Below are 23899 nucleotides of genomic sequence, written 5' to 3'. Positions count from 1 at the left end.
CTCACACGCCACCGGCGATTCGCGCCGCATCCTCAAGCACAAGGTCGCGAAATCGAGCCGCGGGTGCGGTGACCGGCGCGGCGCGGCTCCAGATCAACTGCATGTCGGATCGATAGCTGTAAAGCTGCGGCAGAAGTGGCCGGATCCGGGCGGCATAGCTTGGTCTGCGGGTGAAGTGGGTGGGCAGGAAAGCCAGATAACGACCTGACAGAACAAGGATGGCCAGCGCCTCGACGCTGTGGGCATCGGCGGTGAACACAAAGCCGCGATGGGCATCGGGCGTCTGCTCCACCGAGACATAGCCGCGATGGGCGTGTTCTGCCGCCCGCACCATCTGCGGGGTCACCGCCGGGGCATCGAACAGCGGATGCCCCTCGCCCACGCAGAGTTCCATCTCGACGTCACAGACCCGCGCATAATGGAACTGAGCCAGGCGGCGCGGGAAATAGCCGATCGCCAGATGGCTGGCACCGCCGATCACCATTTCCTCCAGCCGCGCGGGTGCGGCGGTGTCGACGGTCAGCCGCACATCCGGCGCCAGCGCCTTGAAGCGCGCGATCAGCCGGCTGAGGCTGAAATCCGGATGGGTGATCAGATTCTCCATCACCGCGACCGTCAGCCGCCCGACCAGCGCACCGCCCAGACCCAGATTGCCAAGATGGGTGCGGAAATCCTCAAGATGCCCGAACAGCGCCTGGGCCGCCTCGTGCACCCGGCGCCCCTCCTCGGTCAGCGCGAAACCGCCCCGCCCGCGCCGACACAGGGTGACCCCCAGGCGTTTCTCCAGGGTCGCGATCTGGATGCTGATCGTCGACGCGCTGACATTCAGCACCGCCTGGGCCGGCGCAAAGCCGCCACTGCGCACGACCGCCAGAAACACACTGAGCAGCTTCAGATCGACCGTCGCCAGGGCCGGCACGGACATCCGGCAATTCCTTTCAGAATGATCAAACCAAGCTTTATCACACCGATATTTATCCAAGCAATGCCAGCTTCTAGGCTGTCCGGGCGGCGGCAGACAACAGGGAGACATCAAGCCGATGACCGATACCATCCAGGCCGGCAGCGCGGCGCCCGAAGCGACGTCGAAACTCGATCCGGCCCTGACCGACGCGATCCTGACGGCGGTGAAAGAGGGCTTCAGCGATCAGGTTGCCTTCACGCAGGATCTGATCCGCATGCCGTCGGTGCGCGGACGCGAGCATACCGCGCAGGATTTCGTGGCTCGCGCATTGAGGGATCGCGGGCTTGCCGTCGACCGTTGGGCGATCGACGTGAACGAGATCAGCCATCATCCCGGCTTCTCACCGGTCGCGGTCGATTATCAGAACGCCCTGAATGTCGTCGGCACCCATCGGCCGCGCAACGAAACCGGCCGCTCGCTGATCCTGAACGGTCATATCGACGTCGTGCCGGAAGGCCCGCACGAGATGTGGACCAACCCGCCTTACGAGCCGGTGGTCGAGGGCGACTGGCTGTATGGCCGCGGATCAGGCGATATGAAGGCCGGCATCGCCGCCAATGTCTTCGCGCTGGATGCCCTGCGCCGGCTGGGCTATCAGCCCGCCGCCACGGTCTATGTCCAGTCGGTGACGGAAGAGGAATGCACCGGCAATGGTGCCTTGGCCTGCCTGGTGCGCGGCTATCGCGCTGATGCGGCCATCATCCCCGAGCCCGAGGATGAGAAGCTGGTGCGCGCCAATGTCGGCGTGATCTGGTTCAAGGTGAAGGTGCGCGGCATCCCCGTCCATGTCCGCGAAGCGGGGTCTGGCGCCAATGCGATCGAGGCCGCCTTCCGGCTGATGCAGGCGCTGCGCCGGCTGGAGGCCGACTGGAACACGCGCAAGGGTGCCTATCGCTATTTCGAGGATCTGGACCACCCGATCAATCTGAATTTCGGGCGCATCGAGGGCGGCGACTGGGCATCGTCAGTGCCGGCCTGGTGCACCTTCGATTGTCGGATCGCGCTCTATCCCGGCGTCAATCCGCGTGATGCCGCCGCCGAGATCGAGGCCTGCCTGAAGGATGCCGCCGCCAGCGACGCCTTCCTGGCCAACAACCCGCCCGAGGTCGACTATAACGGCTTCTTCGCCGAAGGTTACGTGCTGGAAGAAGGCAGCGCCGCCGAAAAGACCCTCAACCGCGCCCATGCCCGCAGCTTCGGCCGCAGCCTTGAGAGCTTCGTGACCCCGAGCTATCTCGACGGCCGGGTGTTCGTGCTCTATGGCGATTGCCCCTGCCTGGTCTATGGTCCGTTCTCCGACAACATCCACGGCTTCGACGAGCGGGTGTCTCTCGCCTCGATTGAGCGGGTGACCGGCACGATTGCGCTGTTCATCGCCGAATGGTGCGGATTGGAGCCGATCACGCCGTAACGGCACAATATGGCGGCACCCGCTTATGTGAGACACCATAAACACAATCGAAATGCGCCGCTGATCAAGAGGATCGGTGGCGCGTTTCGTCGTTCTCTCCTAATTTTCGGTCACCACTTAAAACATTTGATAAGGAATTGGCGATACAGTCGAGATACCAGATGCGTGTACAGCCGCGGCGACTTTTCGCCGGCATCCGCACGGCTCCTGTTCATCGACGAAGGACGCTCCGCCATGGCCGACACCACGACCGCCTCTGCGCCTGCCGGCCCGATCATCGCCCTGGGCCTGGGGCTTGCCGCCGCCATCGCCCTGATGACAGCCAATCCGGCCCGTGCCGCCGGCCCTGATCCCGCGATCACCGCGAAAATCGATGCGATCGACGCCCGGATCCTGCGGCCGGTGCTGACCGATCCGGCGTTGATCGCCGCCATCCAGGCCCAGAACCAGACCAGCGCCGCTTTGAGCGATGCCGATATCAAGGCGCTGGATACGGCATGGCGCGCCGAGGTCGGCACCGCCGCCACGCCGACCATTTCAAAGGTGCAAGCCGCCCCGGCTTCGGCGTTGCTGCGCGATGCCAAGACGGCGAGCGAGGGGCTGATCGCCGAGATCTTCGCGATGGATGATCGCGGCCTGAATGTGGCGATGAGCGATGTCACCTCCGATTACTGGCAGGGTGACGAGGCCAAATGGCAGGAGACCTTTCTGAAGGGGGCCGATGCCCGCCACCTGTCGGAGGTCGATTTCGACGAGAGCACCCAGAGCTACACCGTGCAGGTCAGCCTGCCGGTGGTCGATCCGGCGACCGCCAAACCGATCGGTGCCGTGACCTTCGGCATCGATGTCGAGGCGCTCGACGCGCTCTGACGACGCCGGCCCTATCAAAGCGTAACGCATTCATCACCGCCGGCCACGGCCATCGCCGGGAGGACGATACCCCTATGCGCTCGACGACGGTTTTCAGGCGGACCAGACGCCTGCACGTGACATTGACCCTGGTTCTGGCCGCTCTCGTCGCCGTGGTTCTGACGATCACCGGTCTGCGCGACGCCGTCGGCCGCGCAGATTCGCTGGAAGCCGCCTATCTGCGCTCGGACCGGACGATTACCGATCTGCTGGCCGATCAGGTGAGCGGCGGCGTGCAATACAGAAAGGCCGCCGGCATCGAGGCGATCGTACAGCCCCTGCTGGAACGGCCCGACAACCGGCTCGCCAGCCTTGCCGCCTTCGACGCCGATGGCGGACAGATCGCATCGCTGACCGATTCGCGGCTGGCCGGGGTCGATCTCGCCGCCCTGCACGGGCGTGCCGCCGAGGCGCTGAATGCCGGCCGGTATCATGACGAGGTCACTGCCGGCCACGTGCTGCTGGTCCGGCCGGTGCTGGCCGGCCGCGACCGGCGCATGGTCGGCAGCATTGCCGCGGCCTGGTCGCTGGACACGGTGAAGGCGGAATCCACCGAAGCGATTCTCGGCTCGGCACTGACCGCGGTCGTGGCCGTGCTGGTGCTGGTTGCCGGCCTGATCCTTGGGCTGCGGGTGCTGCTGTCCCGGCCGCTGACCGCGGCTGTCGATGCCATGCGCGGTCTGGCCGACGGCCGCCTCGACACGACCATAGCCGGCATGGACCGGCGCGACGAGATCGGTGCCATCGCCCATGCGCTGGTCGTGTTCCGCGACGGCATGGTCGAGACCGAACGGCTGAGAGCCGCGCGCGATCAGGATCGCGCCGCCGTCGAGGCCGAGAAACAGGCGGCGCTCGACCGGCTCGCACAGGATTTCCAGACCGCGATGGGTGATGTCGTCCAGACCGTGACGGCATCCTCGGCCCAGATGCGGTCCACGGCCGGCGCCCTCAGCGCCAGTGCTGAACGGGCCCGCGATACCAGTTCCGATGTCGTGGCCTCGGCCAGCGCCACGGCCGCGAATGTCCAGACCGTCGCCACATCGACCGGACAATTGTCATCGGCGATCGCCGAAATCCAGAACCGGGTTGCCGAAGGCCTGTCGATCACCGGCGATGCCGTGACCGAGGCCGCCCGGTCGAACCAGACCGTGATCGGGCTGGTCGATGCCGCGGCCCGGATCGGCGAAGTCGTGCAGCTGATCAGCGCTATCGCCGAACAGACCAACCTGCTGGCGCTGAACGCCACCATCGAGGCCGCGCGCGCCGGTGCCGCCGGCAAGGGCTTCGCGGTGGTGGCGTCCGAGGTGAAATCCCTGGCCAACCAGACGGCACAGGCGACGGCGCAGATCGAGGCCCAGATCAGCGAAATCCGCACTGTGGCCGGTAATGCCGCGGGGGCGATCAGCGGTGTCGGCGACACCATCGGGCGGATCAGCGCGATCGTGGGCGACATCGCCGGCGCCGTCGACCGCCAGCGCTCCGCCACCGCCGAGATCGTGGACTCTATCAGCCGCGCAGTGACCGGTGCCGATGCGGTAAGCCAGGCCATCGGTGCTGTATCGCGTGAGGCCACGGATACCGGCAGCATGGCGCATCAGGTGCTGGACGCCTCCACCACACTGGTCGATGAGGGCCGGCGGTTGAATGACCGGGTCAACAACTTCCTGGGCCATCTGCGCGCCGCCTGACCGAGCCTGCCGACTGATCCGCCACCGCACCTGCCATGCGCGTGTCGCATGGCAGGTGCTCGCGGATTTGCCACGTGACGACCGGGCCTTTGTGCACTATTTGTTCGTGTGCTGTCCCATGGACAAGAAGGGTTTGCCCGGTGCGTGATACTCCTCTCCGCGACACCACGCGTGACACGACCAAGCTGATCAGCGTCCGCGGCGCGCGGGAACACAATCTGAAGGATGTCGATGTCGATATCCCGCGCGACAAGCTGGTGGTGATCACCGGCCTGAGCGGCTCGGGCAAGTCGTCGCTTGCCTTCGATACGATCTATGCCGAAGGCCAGCGCCGCTATGTCGAAAGCCTGTCGGCCTATGCCCGCCAGTTTCTGGAACTGATGCAGAAGCCGGATGTGGAGCGGATCGACGGATTGTCGCCGGCAATTTCGATCGAGCAGAAGACCACCTCGCGCAATCCCCGATCGACCGTCGGCACCGTCACCGAGATCTACGATTACATGCGCCTGTTATGGGCGCGGGTCGGTATTCCCTACTCGCCGGCGACCGGACTGCCGATCGAAAGCCAGACCGTCAGCCAGATGGTCGACCGGATGATCGAGATGGGCGACGGCACCAGGCTGCTGCTGCTGGCGCCGGTCGTGCGGGGCCGCAAGGGCGAATACCGCAAGGAATTGGCCGAGCTGATGAAGCGCGGCTTCACCCGCGTGAAGATCGACGGCGAGATCCACGAGATCGAGGATGCGCCGGCGCTGGACAAGAAGCGCAAGCACGAGATCGAGGTGGTGGTCGACCGGATCGTGGTCCGCGACGGGCTGGGCAACCGGCTGGCCGACAGTGTCGAGACCGCGCTGGAACTGGCCGATGGCATCATGATCGCCGAGAATGCCGAGACCGGAGAGCGCACGACCTTTTCATCGCGCTTCGCCTGCCCGGTTTCGGGCTTCACGATCGACGAGATCGAGCCGCGGCTGTTCAGCTTCAACAACCCCTATGGCGCCTGCCCCGATTGTGACGGGCTGGGCGTGAAGATGCATTTCGATCCCGATCTGGTGGTGCCGGACCCGACCATCAGCCTGCGGGAAGGCGCGGTCGCCCCCTGGGCCAAATCGACCACGCAGTTCTATCAGCAGACCCTGACCGGCATTGCCGCCCATTACAAGGTGACCCTGAACCAGCCCTGGGAAAAGCTGACCGACCGGGTTCGTCAGGTCATTCTGTTCGGCAGCGGTGAAGAAGCCATCCGCATCCGTTATGAGGACGGCGCCCGCGACTATACCGTCGACCGGCCGTTCGAAGGCGTGATCCCGAACCTGGACCGACGCTGGCGCGAAACCGACAGTGCCTTCGTGCGCGAGGAACTGGCGCGTTTCCAGGGCACCCGCCCCTGCGAGACCTGCGGCGGCCACCGCCTGAAGGACACGGCCCTCGCGGTCAAGATCGACATGTGCCACATCAGCGCGGTGACGGCACTGTCGATCGGTGCCGCCCGCGACTGGTTCGCCAGCCTTGAGCGCAAGCTCGATCCCAAGCGCCTGGAAATCGCCCAGCGGATCCTGAAGGAAATCAACGAACGCCTGCGCTTCCTGACCGAAGTCGGGCTGGATTACCTCACCCTCGCCCGGGGGTCCGGATCGCTGTCGGGCGGCGAAAGCCAGCGCATCCGGCTGGCCTCGCAGATTGGATCGCGGCTGACCGGCGTGCTCTATGTGCTGGACGAGCCGTCGATCGGCCTGCATCAGCGCGACAATGACCGGCTGCTCGCGGCGCTGCGCGACCTGCGCGATCTGGGCAATTCGGTGCTGGTGGTGGAGCATGACGAAGACGCCATTCGCTCGGCCGACCATGTCATCGACATGGGCCCCGGTGCCGGCGAGCATGGCGGCACAATCATCGCCGAGGGCACCCCCGCCGAGATCATGGCCAATCCGGCCTCGCTGACCGGCCAGTACCTGACCGGACGGCAGTTGATCCCTGTGCCGGCAAAACGGCGCAAGGGCATCGGCGAGAGCATCAGCGTGATCGGCGCCCGGTCGAACAATCTGCAGGATGTGAGCGCATCCTTCCCGCTCGGCACCTTCACCTGCGTCACCGGCGTGTCCGGCGGTGGCAAATCCACCCTGGTGATCGAGACGCTGTATCAGGCGGTGGCACGGCGGCTGAACAATGCCCGCACCCATCCCGGTCAGCACGACCGGATCGACGGGCTGGAGCATATCGACAAGATCATCAACATCGATCAGTCGCCGATCGGCCGCACGCCGCGATCGAACCCCGCCACCTATGTCGGCCTGTTCACCACCATCCGCGACTGGTTCGCGGGCCTGCCGGAATCGAAGGCCCGCGGCTACAAGCCCGGCCGGTTCTCGTTCAACGTCAAGGGCGGGCGCTGCGAAGCCTGCCAGGGCGACGGCGTGATCCGGATCGAGATGCATTTCCTGCCCGACGTCTATGTCCAGTGCGATGCCTGCAAGGGCAAGCGTTATAACCGCGAGACTCTGGAGGTCCAGTTCAAGGGCAGGTCGATCGCCGATGTTCTGGACATGACGGTCGACGAGGGGGTGGAATTCTTCCACGCCATGTCGTCGATCCGTGACAAGCTGCGCACCATCGCCGAGGTCGGGCTTGGCTATATCCGGCTGGGTCAGGCCGCCACCACTTTGTCGGGCGGCGAGGCGCAACGCGTGAAGCTGGCCAAGGAGCTGTCGCGGCGGGCAACCGGCCGGACCTTGTACATCCTCGACGAACCCACGACCGGGCTGCATTTCGACGACGTCCGCAAGCTGCTGGAGGTGCTGCACACCCTGGTCGATCAGGGCAATACCGTGGTGGTCATCGAGCATAATCTGGATGTGATCAAGACCGCCGACTGGATCATCGATCTGGGACCGGAGGGCGGATCCGGCGGCGGCCAGATCGTGGGTGTCGGCACGCCGGAGACGATCATCCGCAATCCGGCCAGCCACACCGGCCAGTATCTGGCGCGGCATCTGGATCTTGAGCACGAAAAGCGGGATGCCGCCCGGGTTGCCGCCGCCGGGTAAAGATCCGGTACCGGGCGACGATCTGGTACCGGGCGACCGATGCGCCGGGGGCTGATGCAGGCTCGCTCCAAGCCGGTCAGCCCCCGATCAACTCCATCCTGACGCCGGCGTCAGCAAGCAGCGCCGCGATCGCCGGCGGCGGCGCGCTGTCGGTGACCACCAGATCGACCTCGGTGATCGCGGCCAGGGAGACCAGGCCGCGGCGGAAGAACTTGCTGCCATCGACCGCGAGGATCGTGCGGTCGGCCTGCCGCATCGCCGCGCGGACCGCCTGCACCTCGCCATGATCGTCATCGCCCATCACGCCGTGCTCGTCGATGCCGCTGACCGATATCACCGCCGTGTCGAAACGAAAGGCACCGATGAAATCCACGGTGTCGTGGTTGAAGACGCCGGCATCGACATGGCGCACGAAGCCGCCGGGAACCGCGACGGTCGCGGTCTCCACCTCGCTCAACAAGGTGGCGCTGCGCAGGCTGTAGGTCACCACCCGCAGCCTCTCCCGCCGGGTGAGTGCGCGGGCGACCGCCTCGCAGGTGGTGCCGGTGTCGAGGAAGACGGCCGAGCCGTCGCCCACGAGCTGCGCCACCCGCTCGCCGATGCGCACCTTGCCATCGGCATTCTCCACCCGCCGCCGGCGATAGGTCGGCGGATCGATGGGCGGGGCGGCGAGCGTGCCGCCGCCATGCAACCGCCGGACGAGACCGGCCTCCTCCAGATCGATCAGATCCCGGCGCGCCGTCTGGGTGGTCACCCCGAAGCGGGTCGATATCTCGTCGAGCGAGATGAAGCGATGGTGTTGAAGATGCGCGACGAGTTGTGCCTGGCGTCGGCTCTTCTTGTCCGTGTCGTCCATTCAGCCCCCGGAGCCAAATGAGGTCTCGCCCTGATGAGACCGCATTCTTACGAGGAAAGGGAGGGGATTGTCCCCTCCCTCATCCCCATCATCGGATGGATGTGCGATCAGAACCGCACATGCAGTTTCGCCGTGACCGAATGGTCGGTGGCATCATCGCCGAACTGCCCGCCATAGCCCAGCGCCAGGCCGGCATCATCGGTGAGGCCGATGTCGAGGCCGGTGCGCAGGATCGCGGCGTTCTCGGCGATCGATGCGCCGGTGACGCCAAAGCCCGAACCGCCGGCGGCGAAGCGGAGATCCGCATCGGGGTCGACATCGCCGAAGGCATGGCGCCAGCCCAGTTCCGCCCGGAAGGCGGCCGGTGTCTCGCCCAGGCCGAATTCCTGCACGGTGCGCAGGCCCAGCGTGGTGAAGGTGGTCCGCATGTCGATGCCGTCGCCGGACAGGGCCGCCGCACCGCCGGCTTCGGTGAAGTCCTCGCCCGACAGACGCAGATGCGTGACCCCGGCGAAAGGCTCGAACGCGCCCTGGCTGGTTGCCATGCGATAGTTCACTTCACCGAAGACCTGTGCCGCATCCACGTCATAGCCGGCGGTGAGGGTTTCGGTGGTGCCGGCATAGCTGGCCCGGCGAGAGGTCTCGGCATCGTTCAGGCTGTAGGCGGCCCCCAGATGGAAGCCCACCGCGCCGGTGCGGGTCGCGACATAGATACCGGCATGGTAGCTGTCGGCATCGAGCTTGCCGCCGGTGCCGTCCTGCTTGACCGTGGCCTGGCCAAAGCCCGCGAAGGCGCCGATCCGCCAGCCATCGCCGACCGCCGCATCCAGACCGAACAGGGTGCCCGCGCTGTTGCGGTCGACCGAGGCCACCTGATCGCCATCATTGGAGCCCCAGGCACCATAGGCCTGCAGCCACATCCGCCCGGCGCCATAGGCGGCTGACGCCGGCGCGTCGCCAGCGCCGATCCCCCCGCCACTGAGCCCGCCCTGAGCCGCGACCACGTCGCCGACGGCCATCGCGCCCTGCATCAGCGCGCCCGCGGCCGAGGCATGAAGATCGCCCGACAGGCTTTCGAAAGCGGCACTGGCCGTGCCGGCATCGGTGAGCACCACCGCGTCATAGACGGCATTGCCCATGCCCAGCGTCTCGACCGCCGCGGCCGTGGCGCGCTGGTTGGCCGTGCCGGCGACGCTGTTGAAGCTGGTGTCGTTGCGCTCCAGCCGCAGGGTGACATCGGTGGTGTCATAGCGCAGCGTCGGGTCGAGGAAGGCGAGCGAGCTGGTCACCGTGCCGAAGCGGCCGGTCACACCACCATCGGCGGTCAGGATCGTGTAGTCGGTCTGCGGTGCATAATCGCCGCCGGCGGCCATGGCCAAAACCGAGCCCGCCAGGGCGGCGGTGCCGGTGACGTCGACCCGGTCGGCCTTGCCATCGGCATCGACCTCGACCTCATAGATCGCGCCATCGGCCATGGTCAGGTCGCCCGCAACCTTCAGCGTGCCGATCGACCCGCCGGGGGCGAGACGTGCGCCCGAGGCAATGGCAAGGTTGCCGACGGTGCCGGTGCCGCCCAGCGTTGCGCCATCGCGGACGGTGGTCTGAGCGGAGCCGGCCAGCGAGCCGTCGACATTCAGCCGGCCCGCCTCGACCGTGGTCGTGCCGGTGAAACTGTTGTCGGCGGCAAGCGTCAGAGTGCCGGCGCCGGTCTTGGCGAAGGCGCCGCTGCCGCTGAACACACCCGAGGCCGTGACGGCGGCATCGGCATCGGCAACCTCGATGAAACCGCCGCCGGCCTCGACCGACACATCGCGGGCGAGCGTCGCCATCCGGGTGCCGGCGATCCTGAGGCCGCCATTGTCGAGCCTGAGCCGCGCCGTGGCGTTACCGAGAGCCGCATCCTCGTCGACGATCACGGTGCCGGCATCAGTCACCAGGGTCTCGCCGATGAAGCTGTGATCGTCGATACAGTATTCCTGGATCGCCGCCTGAAGACGCGCATCGTCGCTCGCGCAATCGAGCAGGGTCTTCTTCTCGTCCTCGGTCAGGCCGGACAGGACCGGCATGCCGTTCTCGTCGGCGATCTGGCCCAGATAAAGGTCGGTCCGCATATTGTTGCGGGTCAGGTAGAAGATCTTGCCCTTTTCGGCAAAGACGCCGGCGGCCTCGCCCCAGATCAGGCGGGTCGCGTCACCATCTGCGGCGGTATAGGTCTCAAGCGCCGGGCCGACCCATTTGACCACATGGGCCACGGGCTCGTGATCCGAGAGCGGCGTGGTGCCGTCATTGGCATAGCCGGTGTCGTCGAGCACGCCGGTATAGGCGTCATCGGGGTCGTCGGCCAGCACCTGCCATTTGCCGAAGGGCCGTGCCGCCATGAAATGGTCGATCGTCACCCGGTCCCAACTGGTCCAGGTGTTGGTGTGGTCTTCGCCGGCAGACGGCCAGGTGGTGCTGCCGTCGCCCAGCCCATGCGGGGCAAAGACCTCTCGCTCGCTGTCCTTCTGCAGCAGGATGTACTGCTTCTTCAGGATGTTGAGCGTCTGCGGGACGTTGCTTGCGACCGGATAGGTTTCATCTTCGAAGGTCAGGCCGTTCCCCGCCATGTCCTTGGCGACGATCTGTTCCCACTGCCGCCAACTCATGCTGGAAATGCTGTCGATCCCGGGGAATTCGTCGCGATGGCTGTCGAAATAGCTCTGGATGACATTGCGGTATCGGGCGTTGCCATTGTCGTCCGTCGCCTGCATCGCGGCGACATAGGCCAGGAAATCGGCCTCGCGGCCTTCAGGCGTGTATTGTTGCGCGAGATCACGCCAGAGGTCGGAACTGCCGCCGTCAATGATGGTGCGGGCAAACAGATAGGATTGCTGCTCGGCATTGTGCAGGCCGCGCTCCGACAGATCGCCGGCATTGAAGTCGCCGGTGATGATGACCGGCCTGGCCTGGGCTTTCGCCCAGTCGTTGAGCGCCTTGGCCTCGTCGATACGATAGGTCGGTTCGTCGTAATAGTTCAGATGCACCGTGCCGACGACCGTCTCGGGCGTCTTGTTCTGCGCGTCCACGGTCTGATACGAGACCCGCACGCCATCCTCATGACTGCCATGGCTGCCCGCGAGCCGGGACGCCACGCCGACATCGCCGGACTGCCCGGTGGTATAGGTGCCCAGCCCCTCATTCTCCAGCAGTGGCGGAATGGTCGAGAGATAGGTGCTGTCGCCGCGCAGCTCCTGGAAGGTCAGGATGTCGTAATCGCCATTGACCAGGAACTCAGACATCGCCGCGGCCGGGTTCGGCTTGAAGCGGTCGATCCAGGTGTTCAACGACAGGATTCGCATCTCGCCCTCTCCGGCAAGTGCCGGCGCGGGAAGAAGCGGCAGGATGGCCACCGTGGACAGAAGCAGGATCTGCAGGCGGCTGCGGGACGGCCTTGCGCGAAGGTCGGTGCGGTTCATCTCGTTTTCCTCGATTTCGGTGCCGGAGGGGGAAGCCGGGCCCGGCACCGAATGTCAGAATACAGACGTATAATGTAGGAAAGATGACATTTCAGATGACAATACACGCCCGATATCTTCCGCAGCGCCTTGCGTGATCGGGCATGCCTTGCACCGCCCATTCGACCCGGTCCGCCGCACGCCCGACAGCCACACCATCATTCGCCGGCGAATAGTTGTCGATTCATCACAACTTTAGCGGGTTTTGAAAGCAACCATCGCAAATTGGGCCATCTATCGAATTTATAATGGAAATGCCACTGGAAATGCCCCGCCATCTCTTGCTGAACCAGCCCTCCTGTCATAGCGTTGGTCTACGATCAGAAGCACAGCGACAGAACTGTGCCCCAGCGGGCATGGCAGGATGGGCGGATCGCGTCGCCCGCATCCGCATTCCCATGAACGGACGATAACCGCGAGAGATCGGGATCAGACCGGGAGATTTTGCCACATGCCTGGTGCATCGGCGGCGAAGAACGATCTTTGTGTATTGGATCCGGAACAAGGGCGACATGCGGACCCTGCAACATCTGCCGGAGATGTGGCGCGGTCGGGTGCTGTGAACCGCGCCGCCCACGAACCGGACTCCGGTCAGGCAGGTTCCGCCGGCAAGGCGCGCGAAGCCGATATCCGGTCACTGCCGGCGATTCTGGCCGCGAATGATCCACGCGCGCCCGGTCTTTCAGGGCTGGAACCGGATGCGGCCGCCCAGAGCATTGCGCGCATCGGGCGCCGGCTGCTGGCCGATGCCGCGGCACCCGGATCGCCTGTTGAGCCCAGCCGCCCGGCCACGGGCCCCGCGCCAGCCGACATGGCGATGATTGCCGACACCATCGCCGATCTCATCAGCCGTGGCGCACAAGCGCGCGAACTGGTGCAGCCGATGATCGCGCCGGCGGAAGCGCGTCGGCGGGCCGGACTGGTGACCGCCTTGCTGGTCGGCGGTGCGTTGTTCACGCTGACCACACGCGACAGCCATGCCGCCGATGCAGTACGCCCCGACGACGTCGCGGTGGTCGTGGCGGCACTGGGCCTGGCCGGGTTCCGGGCGGCAACCTGTCCGGCGGCATTGGAAGCCAGCAGCCGCCAGCCCCGGCGGCCATGACAGCCACCACCGCGCTTGCGGCTTGAGGGTCGGGCGCGACTGTACTATGTCCTGAGGCGGCGGCCGGATCAGGTCGTCGGCGACGGAAAGGTTGTGCGCTGTGAACACCCCCAACCCGGTTCATATCATCGGCGGCGGCCTCGCCGGATCGGAAGCCGCCTGGCAGGTGCTGCGCGCGGGCGTGCCGGTCGTCCTGCACGAGATGCGGCCGGTCAGGGCCACCGATGCGCATTCCACCGATGGGCTGGCGGAGCTGGTCTGCTCCAATTCCTTCCGGTCCGATGATGCGACCGCCAATGCGGTGGGCGTTCTGCATGCCGAGATGCGCCGCGCCGACAGCGTGATCATGGCGGCAGCCGACGCCAATCAGGTGCCGGCCGGTGGCGCGCTGGCCGTCGACCGGCATGGCTTTTCGGCCGCGGTGGAAGCGCGGCTGCGTAGCCACCCGTTGCTGGAGATCCGGCGTGAGGAGGTGACCGGCCTGCCGCCGGCCGAGTGGGGCCCCACGATCATCGCCACCGGCCCGCTGACCTCGCCTGCACTCGCCGAGGCGGTGCGGGCGGCCACCGGCGAAGACAGTCTTGCCTTTTTCGATGCCATCGCCCCGATCGTCCATCACGAGAGCATCGATTTCAACATTGCCTGGATGCAGTCGCGCTATGACAAGCCGGGGCCGGGCGGCACGGGCGCCGACTACATCAACTGCCCCATGGATCGCGAGACATATGAAGCTTTCATCGCCGCCCTGATCGCCGGCGAGAAGACCGATTTCAAGGAATGGGAGAAGTCGACGCCGTATTTCGAGGCCTGTCTGCCGATCGAGGTGATGGCCGAGCGCGGGCCGGAGACCCTGCGCTTCGGGCCGATGAAGCCGGTGGGGCTGACCGATCCGCGCACCGGCCGGTCGCCGCATGCCGTGGTCCAGCTGCGCCAGGACAACGCCCAGGGCACGCTGTGGAACATCGTCGGCTTCCAGACCAAGCTGAAATATGGCGAGCAAAGCCGCATCTTCCGGATGATCCCGGGACTTGGCGGCGCCGAATTCGCCCGGCTGGGCGGCATCCACCGCAACACCTTCATCAACAGCCCGCGGGTTCTGGATGGTGCCATGCGGCTGAAGGTGGCACCCCATCTGCGCTTCGCAGGCCAGGTCACCGGTGTTGAAGGCTATGTGGAAAGCGCCGCAATGGGGCTGCTGGCCGGCCGGTTCGCGGCCGCCGAGGCGCTGGGCGTGGCGGCCCTGCCCCCGCCGGCAACCACCGCCATGGGGGCGCTTCTGGCCCACATCACCGGCGCCGCCAACCCGGAAACCTTCCAGCCGATGAACGTGAATTTCGGCCTGTTCGCCCCGCTGGAAGGCCGTGTCCGCAAGAATGAGCGCAAGGCCAACATGGCGCGCCGCGCCCTGGACGATATCGGACCCTGGGCCGATGCCGCACCGGCTGCGGGAACCCGGCCAGCGGCGTGACGTAAGGGCCAACCGGCTCAGCCGCGGGTCATCAACAGCGTGAAGGCCCGGCGTGCCGGCGACAGCATGGCCGGCTGCGCGAAGGGATCATGACCGGCATCGGCCAGCCGCTTCAGATACAGCCGGGCCAATGCGCCCTGGCCGGCAACAGGGCGCGGCAGCCGGCCGGCACGGCGGCTGTCGGTCAGTATGGCCTCTGCCCGACCGGCGATGGCGGCGACGATCTCGCACAGGGCCCGAGCCGCCTGATCCTTGCGCAGATGCGGTTCCACCACGGCACTCACCGTCAGGCCGGCCGTCGTCATTCGGTCGAGCGGAAGATGCACCCGTCGACGGCGGGCCTGATATGGCAGGGCCCGCAATGTGCCGACCAGCCCGAAACCGGTGCCCGCGTCCTCTGCCGCATCCAGAAGGGCCGCGTCGGTGACGCCCAGAACCTGGGCCTGGAGCCGGGCCAGCTGGCCGGCGGTGTCGCGGGCATGACGCTCCAGCGCCGGCAGATCGGGAAATGGTGTCGGCTCCAGATCAACCTCGCGGGCATCGATCATCCGGTCCAGCCGCGCGCGCGGCAGATCATGGACGATCATGGCCGGCCCCAGAATATCGATCACCTGATGCCGGCGGGGCGTGCCAGCCTCGATCCCGTCCAGCGCCTCGCGCCACCATTGCAGGCGGATGGCACCGATCATCGCCTCGCTGACCACATCGGCGGTCTTGGCGGTTTCGAACGCAAAACCAAGCAGGGCCACCAGCCCCGGCCGCTGCTCCGGCGGTGCCAGCATCAGGCAGGCAAAGCGATCGGGGTCGGTGGTGGTCAGCTCGGCGGCGCAGGCGTCGAGGGCCGCATGGCGTTCGATATCGGTGGCAGTCGGCATACAGTCTTCCTGTGGTGATGACGGGGCCTGTGGCGATGACGGGGCCTGTGGCGATGACGGAGATCGGGTATGATCGGCATCGGAGGCATCGGGGCTGCACCCGTCCGGGTGCAGCCCGGCCGCAGTTGTGCGACGATACAGGCTTCAGGGGGTCCACCGCAAACCGGGTGATGTTATGGTTTGGGACGGCGGCCGCCATCCACCCTTCTGACGCCATCCACCCTTCTGACGCCACCCACATTTTCTGGCGCCACCCACATCTTCTGACGCCAGACCGGAGACCACACCGCCGATGCCGGCTGACGCCAATCCCCTGCCTCGCCCCGTACAGCCCGCCCCGGCCCGCGCCGACATCGCCACCCGCACCCTGGCCGCGGGGCGAGAGGATTTTCCCGTCCTGTCATGGGCCGCACCGCCCGGCCCGGCCCGGCCGGCGATCCATGCCTTCTATCGCGCTGCCCGCAGGCTCGACGATATCGCCGACGATCAGACTCTGCCGGCGGCCACACGGATCGCGGCCATCGATGCCTTTAGGGGCGGGTTGACGCCTGATGCCGCCCCGCAGATCCTGACCAGGGACGCGGGGGACTCGGCATCGCCGGAGGCGCGCGAACTGGGGCGACTGGCCCGCGACGCAGCAGCGGCACTGCGCGCCGCCGATATCAGCGTTCAGACGCTGGCCGATCTGGCCGAGGCATCGCGTCGCGATGTCGACGGCTTCCGACCGCAGGACTGGGCCGATCTGGACGCGCATTGCCGGCTGTCGGCGGCCCCCGTCGCACGGGTGCTGATGCAGGCGGCCGGCGACCACGACCAGCGGCGTGGCCGTGCCGCCGATGATCTGGCCGTGGCACTGCAACTGTTGAACCATCTGCGTGACCTGGGGCGCGATTACCGCACCGCCGGCCGGGTCTGGATTCCCGGACGCTGGCTGGCCGATGCCGGCCTTGGTGTCGCGGTCCTGGGCGCACCGGCGGCACCGCCCCGGCTTGGTGCCGCAATCGGGCGGATGCTTGATGCCATCGATGAATTGCTGGCACGGGCGGCGTCGCTGCCGATGGAGACACCGTTCCGGCGTCTGCGCATCCAGGCCGGGCTGACGCTGCGCATCGCCCGTCGCCACCGCCGCCGGTTCACCGGCGCAGATCCCCTGGCCGGCATGGTCCGACCGCGCCGCCGCGACTGGCTGGGCGCAATACTGGGCACCGCATTCGCCGAACTCTACCCGGGCAGCACCAGCGGGCGCACCGCCATCGGCGGCAGCAGCTTCAGTATGGCCGTGCGGCTGATGCCGGCCGACCGCCGGCCGGCGATGCTGGCGCTGTACGGGTTCAGCCGCATGGTCGACGACATCGCCGATGGCGTCGATGCCACCGATATCCGCCGTCTGCGCCTGGATCTGATCGACGACCGGCTGCTGGCGATGGCCTCGGGCCAACTGCCCGCTGCACATCCGGCCATGGATGCCGCCGAAGATGCCACCATCGGCACGGCGGTGATCAGCCACGGGCTGCCGGCAACCGCGCTGCGCATGATCATTGCCGGCTGTCGCAGCGATTGTCTGGACGGCGCCGCCTTTGCCCCCACCTGGCCGGCCCTGCTGCGCTATGTCGACCGGGTGGCGGGCGCCGTCGGCCAGGCGGCGCTGCCGGTTTTCGACGTGCCGGGCGATCGCGGCCATCACTATGCCCAACAACTGGGCCGGGCCCTGCAATTCGTGAACATCCTGCGCGACCTGGATGAAGATGCGGTTCGTGGCCGGATCTATCTGCCGGCCGAGGCGATCATCGCCGCCGGTGTCGACCCGAGGCTGCCGGCGGTGGAGATCATCGAGGGACCGGCACGCCGGCCGGCCGCCACAGCGCTGGCCCGCGCCGCCCGCGCGGCCTTCGCGGCAGCCGATGCCGCCCTTCCGCCTGAACCCGCATTACGTCGCCGGCTGCGACCGGCAATGGCGATGGGCGATGCCTATCGCGGCCTGCTGGCGGTGCTGGAGGCGACCGGCTTCGACAGCATCGACCAGCCGACCCGCCGGCGGCTGAAACGGCGCGCGATGCGCGTCGCGGTGGTCCACGCGGTCAATGCCCGGCTTGGTCGCTGAGGTGACCGGTCCCACCTGCCGCCGCGCCCTGGTCGTCGGGGCCGGCATCGCCGGGCTTGCCGCTGCCCTGGACCTCGCCGAAGCCGGGCTGGCGGTGGAGATTTTGGAGGCGGCCCCCGGTGCCGGCGGCCGCTGCCGGTCGTTCGACGATCGCGAGACCGGCCGCCGGCTCGACAATGGCACGCATGTGCTGCTGGGCGCCAATCCCGCGGCGCTCGATTTCGTGCGCCGCGTCGGTGGCTGTTTCAGAATGCTGCCACCGGTCTATCCGGTGGTCGTGCTCGATGCTCCCGGCGGCGACGTCACCCGACGGCTGCATCTGGACCTGGATCGGCCGCTGGCAGCCCTTCGTGCAATCGGCGCCGGTTCCGGCGATCTGGCCGCCCTGCTGCGGCTGGTGGTTATTGGTGGCCGGAACGACCGGATCGGGCGTGACCATCCCAGACTGCTCTCGACGCCGTGTGGCCGGCTGCTACTGGGGCCGCTGATCCGCGCAGCGCTGAACATCGATCCGGCCGACGCCGACACCCGGCTGGTCCGGCGGCTTCTGGGCCGGCTGGCGTTGGCGGGGCCGGCCGGAGTGCGCCTGTATCTGGTGGAAGGCGGACTGGATGCCGCCCTGATCGCCCCGGCGCTGGCGCGGCTGCGCGATCTTGGCGCCATCCTGCGCACTGGGGCCGCCGTCGATCGCCTGCCTGAACCGGCTGCGGATCAGGCGACCATTCTGGCGGTGCCTCCGGCCGCGGCGAAACGGCTGCTGCCGGCGCTGCGGGTGCCGGAGGGGTCGTCGGCGATCCTGAACCTGCATTACGCCCTGCCCGCCGGGGCCGGGACCAGCCATCTGCCGGATGCGCTGATGGTGGTGGGCGGGCTCGCCGACTGGATATTTCACCGAGACGGCATTCTGTCGATCACCACCAGTGCCGCCGATGATCGGGTGGGCGATCCGGCCGAGCGACTGGCGGCGATCGGCTGGGCCGAGATCCGGAGCGCTCTGGGCGCCGATGCCGGTCTGCCACGAGACATGCCGCCGGTGCGTGTGGTGAAGGAAAAGCGCGCGACCATGCGCCATGATCCGGCGGGCGAAGCCCGGCGCCCACCGCCCGGTGCCAGCATGCAGCGGCAGGTTTATCTGGCCGGCGACTGGACCGACACCGGCCTGCCCGCAACCATCGAAGGTGCGGTTCTCAGCGGCCGTGCCGCCGCCCGCGCGGTGCTGACCGCCCGCTGACCCGTGACATGTCGACGGCACCTCTTGGCCACAGCCGCATCTGGCCCCATATTGCGCCACGACGGTTGCGCGATGCCCGAGGAATGACGGGCGATCCGCTACCGCCGACGGCCTGCCCGTCTCCACCGCCAATGGCGCATCACCGGAGGCGTCGGAGGCTGGCACAGACCGGGCATTCAAGCTATCACCACCCGGGGGGATCGCGGCCGCAATCGTCTTGCCCGCCCGTGCAACCTTTCCGCCAGCGGAGATGTTGCCCGTGTGGGTGACAACTATGCCGCCCTGCCCCCTGGGGCCGCCGGAACGGCGGCTTCACGGTAAAAAGACAACGAGGACGAGGATCGTCATGGCGTTCGAACTTCCCGCCCTGCCCTATGACAAGACCGCTCTGGAGCCGCACATCTCGGCCCAGACCTTTGAGTTCCATCACGGCAAGCATCACAACACCTATGTCGTGAACCTCAACAAGCTGGTCGAGGGCACCGATCTCGCCGACGCCAGCCTTGAGGACATCATCGTCAAGACCCGTGGCGATGCCTCCAAGGCCGGCGTGTTCAACAATGCGGCCCAGGTCTGGAACCACACCTTCTTCTGGCATTCGATGAAGCCGAACGGCGGCGGCGCGCCGACCGGCGAACTGGCCAAGCGCATCGAGGCCGATTTCGGCAGCCTCGACAAGTTCAAGGACGCCTTCAAGACCGCCGCCACCACCCAGTTCGGCTCGGGCTGGGCCTGGCTGGTGGTCAAGGACGGCAAGCTTGAGGTGGTCAAGACCGGCAATGCCGAGACCCCGGTCGGCACCGGCGCCACGCCGCTGCTGACCCTGGACGTCTGGGAGCACGCCTATTATCTGGATTACCAGAACCGGCGCCCCGACTTCATCCAGTCGTATCTGGACAATCTGGTGAACTGGGATTTCGCCGCCGCCAATCTCGGCGCGGCCTGATCCGGTATCCGGCGGCCACGGCCGCCGGCACCCGACAGCCTTCATGAAAAACCCCCGCCGGCGCATGCATCGGCGGGGGTTTTTTCGTCCAAGGCCTGCGGATGCGATCAGAGCGCGATCAGCGCCGCCGCGGCCTTGCGGTCTTCCATCATCAGCACGTTGTAGGTGCGGGCCGCCGCACCCGTGTCCATGAACTCGACACTCAGCCCGGCATCACGCAGGGCATCGCGGAGCGGGCGCGGCACCAGCTGGGTGCGGGCGCCACAACCGATGATCAGAATTTCGACCGCCCCGCCACGACCGGCGGCGATCATCGGTGCCAGGCTTTCGACCGTGGCACCGGCAATGTCGGTGGCCGACCATGGCTCCACCGCCGCCGGCAGGATCAGAACCGATCCGGAGACGACCTCTCCGGCGATCCGGAAGCGGCCGGCGGCATAACCCTGCACCACCTTGGCGCCATCGGCAAGCTTCGGTGTCAGGTCCATCATCGGCTTGGGTCCTTCGGGGTTGCTGCGTTGACCGACACATCGGGCTGCATCGCCGAGCCGCCAGGTCAGGCGTCGGCCGCACCGGCCGCATCGGCGTCGTCTTCGCCACCCACACGGCCGCGCTGACGGCGCTGAAGGTTCAGATAGACCAGCACCGGCACAGCAATGAAGATGGTGGAGTATGTGCCGATGAAAACCCCCGCGATCATCGCAAAGGTGAAGCCCGACAATGCCTCACCCGCCACGAAGAACAGGGCGAACAGGGCGATGAGGGTGGTGAGCCCGGTCATGATCGTGCGGGCAAGCGTGTCGTTCACCGCGCGGTTCAGAAGCTCGGGCACGGTCATGTCGCGATATTTGCGCAGGTTTTCGCGCACCCGGTCGAAGATCACCACCGTATCGTTCAGCGAATAGCCGATGATGGTCAGTACCGCCGCCACCGAGGTCAGGTTGAACTCGTACCCGGTGATGGCGTACATGCCGATCGTCATGATCACGTCGTGGAACAGGGCCAGCACCGCCCCGACGCCGAACTGCCATTCGAAGCGGAACCAGACATAGACCATCATCGCCGCGATCGCGACGACGAAGGCAATGACCGCCCCCTCGATCAACTCCCCGCCGACCTTGGGGCCGACGAATTCCGCACGCTGGATCTGGATCTGCGGGTCGACGCGTTCGGCCAGGGTGCGTCGCACCTCTTCGACCAGCCGGCCTTGAGCGTCGCCGGCGGTGTCATCCTGGCTCAGCCGGATCAGCACCGCATTTTCGGAACCGAAATTCTGCAGCGACACGTCGCCGAAGGCGCCGTCGCCGAGTGCTGCGCGCATGGCACTCAGATCGGCGGGGCCGGAGGTTTCCACCTCGACCAGCACACCACCGGTGAAGTCGATGCCGAAATTGAGGCCACGGAACACCACCAGCGCAATGATGCCGATGGTCAGAACCGCGGTGAAGACCAAGGCGACCACGCGATATCGCAAGAAGTCGATATTGGTCCGGCCGGGATTGAGAGAGAATTTCATCTGCTGCGGGCTCCCGGCTCGATCAGAAGGCAAGGGTCTTCGGACGCGCCCGCTTCAGCCAGGACGCGACCAGAAGCCGGGTCACGAAGACCGAGGTGAACAGCGTCGTCAGGATGCCGATCGACAGCGTGACCGCAAAGCCCTTGACGGGCCCGGCTCCGAACTGGAACAGCAGCATCGCGGCAATCAGCGTGGTCAGGTTGCTGTCGATAATTGTGGTCATGGCGCCCTTGAACCCGGCTTCGACCGCGGAAATCGGTGATCGGCCATTGCCGAGTTCCTCGCGGATGCGCTCATAGATCAGCACATTGGCGTCCACCGCCATGCCCAGAGTCAGCACGATGCCGGCGATACCCGGCAGCGTCAGGGTCGCCTGAAGCGCCGACAGCGCCCCCAGCAGCAGAACCAGATTGGCAAACAGCGCGACGTCGGCAAAGACGCCGAGCCGCTTGTAATAGGCGGCCATGAACAGCACCACCAGCACGAAGGCCAGCACGCTGGCAATCTCGCCGCGGGCGATGGCATCCGCGCCCAGATCGGGGCCGACGGTGCGTTCCTCGATCACGGTCAGCGGTGCGGGCAGGGCGCCGGCGCGCAGCAGCACCGCCAGATTACTGGCTTCCTGCACGGTGAAGGTGCCTGAAATCACGCCCGACCCGCCCAGGATCGGCTCGCGGATCACCGGCGCGCTGATCACCTTTTCGTCGAGCACGATGGCGAGGTTGCGACCGACATTCTGCTGGGTCGCCTCGCCGAAGCGCCGGCCGCCGACGCTGTCGAAGCGGAAGCTGACCACGGGTTCGTTGTTCTGGAAGCTGGGCTGGCTGTCGGTCAACCGTTCGCCCGAGACCAGCACCCGGCGCTGAACGACATATTTCGTCGGCTGGCCACCGGGGCCGGTGCCGTCGAGGATCTCGGAGCCCGGCGGCAACCGCCCGCCCGAGAGCACCTCGGAAGCGCTGGTGGTGGGGTCGAGCAGCCGGAAGCTCATCTTGGCGGTGGTGCCGAGCAGTGCCTTGATCTCGGCGGGGTTTTCCACGCCGGGCAGCTGAACGATGATCCGCTCGTCACCCTGGCGCTGAATGGTCGCTTCCCGCGTGCCAAGCTCGTCGACGCGGCGGCGGACCACCTCGATCGACTGCGCCAGCGTCTGATCGCGACGGTTGGCGATCTCGGCGGCGGTGAACCGACCGCGGACCACGCCGTCGGCGGCCTCGACATCGAGGCCGGCATTCATGCCACGCATCTCGTCGGCAATGCGCGAGGCATCGGCCGCATCGCGCACCCGGACCACGACCGCGTCGCCATCGACGCCGATCCCGGCATAACCGATGCCGGCTTCCCGCAGTCGGGCGCGGACATCGTCGGAAACGGCGTTCAGCCGCTCCCGCAGGACGGCGCTCATATCGACTTCGAGCAGGAGATGCGATCCGCCGCGCAGATCCAGCCCCAGGCTGATGCGCTGTTTGGGCAGCCAATCGGGCAGACTGTCGAGCGTCTGGCGCCCGATCAGATTCGGGGCGGTGAAGAGCGCGCCGATCAGGCAGATCGCGATGATCAGCACGGTCTTCCACTTGGCGAAATGCAGCATGGATACCGTCGAGGGTGGGCGGGGCGGGCGATGATGGCGGCGCTGAGGACAGTCGCGATCAGACGACGGGCGCCCGATCGCAACTGTCCGTCAGGTCACTTCTCGGTCTTATCGGTCTCGACGGTCTCGTCCGCATCCTCGACCACGTCCTTGGCGGCCTTGCGGCGGCTGGACGCGGGTTCGGTGGCGGCGACCTTGTCGGTGATGGTGTGCCGCATGACCTTCACCCGCACATCCGGCGCGATCTCCAGCGTCGCATAACTGTCGTCATCCACCTTCACGATGGTGCCGACAATGCCGCCGGCGGTCACCACCCGGTCGCCACGGCGCAGCGCCGCGATCATCTCGCGATGCTGCTTGGCTTTCTTCTGCTGCGGACGGATCAGCAGGAAATAGAAGACGACGAAGATCAGGAGCAGCGGCAGCAGCTGCATAAGCATGCCGGCGCCGCCGTCGCCGCCGGCGGCCTGCGCATAGGCCGGAGAGATGAGCATCGAGACGTCCCCGTAAGGTGATGCGTTGGCAATGAGATAGCCGAAGCCGCAAGCCGGCTCCGGCGCAGTCGTGTCGGGACTATAACGGCGCACTGCCACTTTGCAAAGCGAACCCGCCCCCTGCCCCAGGGCAATCGGGTGAAACTGTGCGTGACAGGGCGGAAAAAGTCTGAATCTCTCGTTGTCGACCTTTTTGGCTTGGGAGG

The 23899-nt window shown here is 66.8% G+C and carries 17 protein-coding genes; 9 read left to right on the top strand and 8 right to left on the bottom strand.

All coding sequences use genetic code 11. From position 1 onward, the window contains the following. Window position 1: 1 nt before the first annotated feature. Complete coding sequence (locus IEW15_RS18920) at window positions 2-925, bottom strand: LysR family transcriptional regulator (protein WP_188580817.1); 924 nt, start codon at window positions 923-925, stop codon at window positions 2-4. Window positions 926-1040: 115 nt separating this feature from the next. Between IEW15_RS18920 and IEW15_RS18915 the strand changes: the two genes are divergently transcribed. The 4 genes from IEW15_RS18915 (at window position 1041) to uvrA (ending at window position 8016) form a co-directional block, all read left to right on the top strand. Beyond that, window positions 1041-2375 carry an ArgE/DapE family deacylase gene (locus IEW15_RS18915; RefSeq protein ID WP_188580815.1) on the top strand — a complete coding sequence of 445 codons (1335 nt, stop codon included), beginning with the start codon at window positions 1041-1043 and terminating at the stop codon, window positions 2373-2375. 234 nt (window positions 2376-2609) lie between these two features. Beyond that, a complete protein-coding gene (locus tag IEW15_RS18910; protein WP_229708309.1) occupies window positions 2610-3245 on the top strand; it encodes a hypothetical protein in 636 nt (211 codons plus the stop codon). Window positions 3246-3361: 116 nt separating this feature from the next. Continuing rightward, on the top strand, window positions 3362-4972 hold the full coding sequence (locus tag IEW15_RS18905) for a methyl-accepting chemotaxis protein (protein ID WP_188580813.1): 1611 nt from the start codon (window positions 3362-3364) through the stop codon (window positions 4970-4972). Window positions 4973-5112: 140 nt separating this feature from the next. Then, window positions 5113-8016, top strand: coding sequence for an excinuclease ABC subunit UvrA (uvrA, locus tag IEW15_RS18900; RefSeq protein WP_229708306.1), 2904 nt, complete (start codon window positions 5113-5115; stop codon window positions 8014-8016). Between the two features lie 76 nt (window positions 8017-8092). On the opposite strand, the gene IEW15_RS18895 is transcribed toward uvrA, so the two are convergent. Further along, on the bottom strand, window positions 8093-8872 hold the full coding sequence (locus tag IEW15_RS18895; protein WP_188580810.1) for a DeoR/GlpR family DNA-binding transcription regulator: 780 nt from the start codon (window positions 8870-8872) through the stop codon (window positions 8093-8095). Between the two features lie 107 nt (window positions 8873-8979). Further along, on the bottom strand, window positions 8980-12327 hold the full coding sequence (locus tag IEW15_RS18890; RefSeq protein ID WP_188580808.1) for an autotransporter domain-containing protein: 3348 nt from the start codon (window positions 12325-12327) through the stop codon (window positions 8980-8982). Between the two features lie 598 nt (window positions 12328-12925). On the opposite strand from IEW15_RS18890, the gene IEW15_RS18885 reads away from it, so the two are divergent. After that, a complete protein-coding gene (locus IEW15_RS18885; protein ID WP_188580806.1) occupies window positions 12926-13471 on the top strand; it encodes a hypothetical protein in 546 nt (181 codons plus the stop codon). Between the two features lie 100 nt (window positions 13472-13571). After that, complete coding sequence (trmFO, locus tag IEW15_RS18880; protein ID WP_188580804.1) at window positions 13572-14939, top strand: methylenetetrahydrofolate--tRNA-(uracil(54)-C(5))-methyltransferase (FADH(2)-oxidizing) TrmFO; 1368 nt, start codon at window positions 13572-13574, stop codon at window positions 14937-14939. A 17-nt stretch (window positions 14940-14956) separates the two neighbouring features. On the opposite strand, the gene IEW15_RS18875 is transcribed toward trmFO, so the two are convergent. Further along, complete coding sequence (locus IEW15_RS18875) at window positions 14957-15814, bottom strand: phytoene/squalene synthase family protein (RefSeq protein ID WP_188580802.1); 858 nt, start codon at window positions 15812-15814, stop codon at window positions 14957-14959. Between the two features lie 292 nt (window positions 15815-16106). On the opposite strand from IEW15_RS18875, the gene IEW15_RS18870 reads away from it, so the two are divergent. The 3 genes from IEW15_RS18870 to IEW15_RS18860 all read left to right on the top strand — a co-directional run bounded on the left by IEW15_RS18870 (window position 16107) and on the right by IEW15_RS18860 (window position 20092). Then, window positions 16107-17915 (top strand): phytoene/squalene synthase family protein, encoded by a 1809-nt coding sequence (locus tag IEW15_RS18870; RefSeq protein ID WP_188580800.1) that lies wholly within the window; start codon window positions 16107-16109, stop codon window positions 17913-17915. Window position 17916: 1 nt separating this feature from the next. After that, window positions 17917-19146 (top strand): hydroxysqualene dehydroxylase, encoded by a 1230-nt coding sequence (locus IEW15_RS18865; RefSeq protein WP_188580799.1) that lies wholly within the window; start codon window positions 17917-17919, stop codon window positions 19144-19146. 346 nt (window positions 19147-19492) lie between these two features. After that, complete coding sequence (locus IEW15_RS18860) at window positions 19493-20092, top strand: superoxide dismutase (RefSeq protein ID WP_188580797.1); 600 nt, start codon at window positions 19493-19495, stop codon at window positions 20090-20092. A 107-nt stretch (window positions 20093-20199) separates the two neighbouring features. Here IEW15_RS18860 and IEW15_RS18855 read toward each other — a convergent pair whose 3' ends face one another. The 4 genes from IEW15_RS18855 to yajC form a co-directional block, all read right to left on the bottom strand. After that, window positions 20200-20583 (bottom strand): Mth938-like domain-containing protein, encoded by a 384-nt coding sequence (locus IEW15_RS18855; protein WP_229708304.1) that lies wholly within the window; start codon window positions 20581-20583, stop codon window positions 20200-20202. A gap of 65 nt (window positions 20584-20648) precedes the next feature. Then, window positions 20649-21608, bottom strand: coding sequence for a protein translocase subunit SecF (secF, locus tag IEW15_RS18850; RefSeq protein ID WP_188580795.1), 960 nt, complete (start codon window positions 21606-21608; stop codon window positions 20649-20651). A 22-nt stretch (window positions 21609-21630) separates the two neighbouring features. Further along, complete coding sequence (gene secD / locus IEW15_RS18845) at window positions 21631-23199, bottom strand: protein translocase subunit SecD (RefSeq protein ID WP_188580793.1); 1569 nt, start codon at window positions 23197-23199, stop codon at window positions 21631-21633. A gap of 95 nt (window positions 23200-23294) precedes the next feature. Continuing rightward, a partial coding sequence (gene yajC, locus IEW15_RS18840; RefSeq protein WP_306432651.1) for a preprotein translocase subunit YajC occupies window positions 23295-23899 on the bottom strand: 605 nt, incomplete at its 5' end.

The sequence above is a fragment of the Tistrella bauzanensis genome (genome assembly GCF_014636235.1).
GTDB lineage: Bacteria > Pseudomonadota > Alphaproteobacteria > Tistrellales > Tistrellaceae > Tistrella > Tistrella bauzanensis.
The sequence above is the reverse complement of the archived record's forward strand: the minus strand, read 5'-3'. Positions and strand labels throughout refer to the sequence as shown.

Excerpts from the sequence above, each read along its gene's own strand:
- IEW15_RS18890 (WP_188580808.1), bottom strand. The coding sequence starts at position 12,327 with ATGAACCGCACCGACCTTCGCGCAAGGCCGTCCCGCAGCCGCCTGCAG.
- IEW15_RS18855 (WP_229708304.1), bottom strand. The coding sequence starts at position 20,583 with ATGATGGACCTGACACCGAAGCTTGCCGATGGCGCCAAGGTGGTGCAG.
- IEW15_RS18860 (WP_188580797.1), top strand. The coding sequence starts at position 19,493 with ATGGCGTTCGAACTTCCCGCCCTGCCCTATGACAAGACCGCTCTGGAG.
- IEW15_RS18910 (WP_229708309.1), top strand. The coding sequence starts at position 2,610 with ATGGCCGACACCACGACCGCCTCTGCGCCTGCCGGCCCGATCATCGCC.
- secD (WP_188580793.1), bottom strand. The coding sequence starts at position 23,199 with ATGCTGCATTTCGCCAAGTGGAAGACCGTGCTGATCATCGCGATCTGC.
- secF (WP_188580795.1), bottom strand. The coding sequence starts at position 21,608 with ATGAAATTCTCTCTCAATCCCGGCCGGACCAATATCGACTTCTTGCGA.
- IEW15_RS18895 (WP_188580810.1), bottom strand. The coding sequence starts at position 8,872 with ATGGACGACACGGACAAGAAGAGCCGACGCCAGGCACAACTCGTCGCG.
- IEW15_RS18875 (WP_188580802.1), bottom strand. The coding sequence starts at position 15,814 with ATGCCGACTGCCACCGATATCGAACGCCATGCGGCCCTCGACGCCTGC.
- IEW15_RS18915 (WP_188580815.1), top strand. The coding sequence starts at position 1,041 with ATGACCGATACCATCCAGGCCGGCAGCGCGGCGCCCGAAGCGACGTCG.
- IEW15_RS18870 (WP_188580800.1), top strand. The coding sequence starts at position 16,107 with ATGCCGGCTGACGCCAATCCCCTGCCTCGCCCCGTACAGCCCGCCCCG.
- IEW15_RS18920 (WP_188580817.1), bottom strand. The coding sequence starts at position 925 with ATGTCCGTGCCGGCCCTGGCGACGGTCGATCTGAAGCTGCTCAGTGTG.